General features: G+C 70.0%; 1 protein-coding gene. It reads left to right on the top strand.

All coding sequences use genetic code 11. From position 1 onward, the window contains the following. Window positions 1–219: 219 nt before the first annotated feature. Window positions 220–2625, top strand: a 2406-nt coding sequence (locus tag ACTUAL_RS25270) for an aconitate hydratase (RefSeq protein WP_440901994.1), incomplete at its 3' end; no start/stop codon positions are given.

Here is a 2625-nt window from a genome sequence, read left to right on the forward strand (position 1 = left end):
TGCCACGCCGCCCGCGCCCACCCGGCCCAGCGGGGTCCCGCACCCGGACCGCGCGCCTCCCCGCCGCCTCGGACCAACCTCGCGGGTCAGCTTGAACCCCCATACAGGACACGCGTACTGTTTAGGGCGAGAGGGCGCCGCACCCACAGGTGCGGAAGACTCACGGATGTTCCCCTACCGACTTATGCGCGTCACCAGAGTCACCAGATGGAGTTGGACGTGACTGCACCAGCGAGCAAGGACAGCTTCGGCGCCCGCGGCACGCTCTCGGTCGGCGACGCCTCGTACGAGGTGTACCGACTGAGCGCCGTCGAGGGTGCGGAGCGCCTGCCGTACAGCCTGAAGATCCTGCTGGAGAACCTGCTCCGCACCGAGGACGGCGCGAACATCACCGCCGACCACGTGCGCGCGCTCGGCGCCTGGGACCCCAGCGCCCAGCCGAACAAGGAGATCCAGTTCACGCCCGCGCGCGTGGTCATGCAGGACTTCACCGGCGTGCCCTGCGTGGTCGACCTCGCCACCATGCGCGAGGCCGTGACCCAGCTCGGCGGCGACCCGGCGAAGGTCAACCCGCTGGCCCCGGCCGAGCTGGTCATCGACCACTCGGTGATCGCCGACATCTTCGGCCGCCCGGACGCCTTCGAGCTGAACGTGGACCTGGAGTACGAGCGCAACAAGGAGCGCTACCAGTTCCTGCGCTGGGGCCAGACCGCGTTCGACGAGTTCAAGGTCGTCCCGCCGGGCACCGGCATCGTCCACCAGGTCAACATCGAGCACCTGGCCCGCGTGGTCATGGTGCGCAACGGCGTCGCCTACCCGGACACCCTGGTCGGCACCGACAGCCACACCACCATGGTGAACGGCATCGGCGTGCTGGGCTGGGGCGTCGGCGGCATCGAGGCCGAGGCCGCGATGCTGGGCCAGCCGGTGTCGATGCTGATCCCGCGCGTGGTCGGCTTCAAGCTGCACGGCGAGCTGCCCGCGGGCGCGACCGCCACCGACCTGGTGCTCACGATCACCGAGATGCTGCGCAAGCACGGCGTGGTCGGCAAGTTCGTCGAGTTCTACGGCTCGGGCGTCGGCGCGGTGCCGCTGGCCAACCGCGCCACCATCGGCAACATGAGCCCGGAGTTCGGCTCCACCTGCGCGATCTTCCCGATCGACGGCGAGACCATCGACTACCTGAAGCTGCCCGGCCGCGCGGCCGAGCAGCTGGCGCTGGTCGAGGCGTACGCCAAGGAGCAGGGCCTGTGGCACGAGGCCGACCGCGAGCCGGTGTACTCCGAGACGCTGTCGCTGGACCTGTCGACGGTCGTCCCGTCGATCGCGGGCCCGAAGCGCCCGCAGGACCGCATCGAGCTGGCCGCGTCCAAGACCGCGTTCCGCCAGGCGCTGGGCGCGTACGTCTCCGACAGCGAGCCGACCTCGGCCTCCAGCGTGGACGAGGCCGTGGAGGAGACCTTCCCGGCCAGCGACCCGATCTCGCCCGCGAACGGTGACAACGGCGGCGCGCCGCGCGTGGTCCACTCGGCCGCGACCGGCAGCGAGGGCCGCCCGTCCAACCCGGTCAAGGTGACCCTGGACGGCAACGAGTTCGAGCTGGACCACGGCGCCGTCGCGATCGCCGCGATCACCTCGTGCACCAACACCTCGAACCCGTCGGTGATGATCGGCGCGGCGCTGCTGGCGAAGAAGGCCGTGGAGAAGGGCCTGGAGCGCAAGCCGTGGGTCAAGACCACGCTGGCGCCCGGCTCCAAGGTCGTCATGGACTACTACGAGCGCGCCGGCCTCATGCCGTACCTGGAGAAGCTGGGCTTCCACCTGGTCGGCTACGGCTGCACCACGTGCATCGGCAACTCCGGCCCGCTGCAGGAGGAGATCAGCGCGGGCATCAACCACGGCGACCTCGCCGCGGTGTCGGTGCTGTCGGGCAACCGGAACTTCGAGGGCCGGATCAACCCCGACATCAAGATGAACTACCTGGCGTCCCCGCCGCTCGTGGTGGCGTACGCGCTCGCCGGCTCGATGGACAAGGACATCACCACCGAGCCGCTCGGCACGGACAACGAGGGCAAGCCGGTCTACCTGGCCGACATCTGGCCGTCGCCGCAGGAGGTCTCGGAGGTCGTCGGCTCGGCGATCTCGCCGGAGGGCTTCGCCAAGGGCTACGAGAACGTGTTCTCCGGCGACCAGCGCTGGCAGTCGCTGCCCACGCCGACCGGCAACACCTTCGAGTGGGCCGACGACTCCACCTACGTGCGCAAGCCCCCGTACTTCGAGGGCATGGAGATGGAGCCGAAGCCGGTCACCGACATCAGCGGCGCGCGCGTGCTGGCGCTGCTGGGCGACTCGGTCACCACGGACCACATCTCCCCGGCCGGTTCGATCAAGGCCGACTCGCCCGCGGGCAAGTACCTGACCGAGCACGGCGTGGACCGCAAGGACTTCAACTCGTACGGCTCGCGGCGCGGCAACCACGAGGTGATGATCCGCGGCACCTTCGCGAACATCCGCCTGCGCAACCTGCTGCTCGACGACGTCCAGGGCGGCTTCACCCGCGACTTCCTGGCCGAGGGCGCGCCGCAGACCACGATCTACGACGCGTCGGCGAGCTACGCCGAGGCG

The organism is Actinosynnema sp. (genome assembly GCF_052038725.1).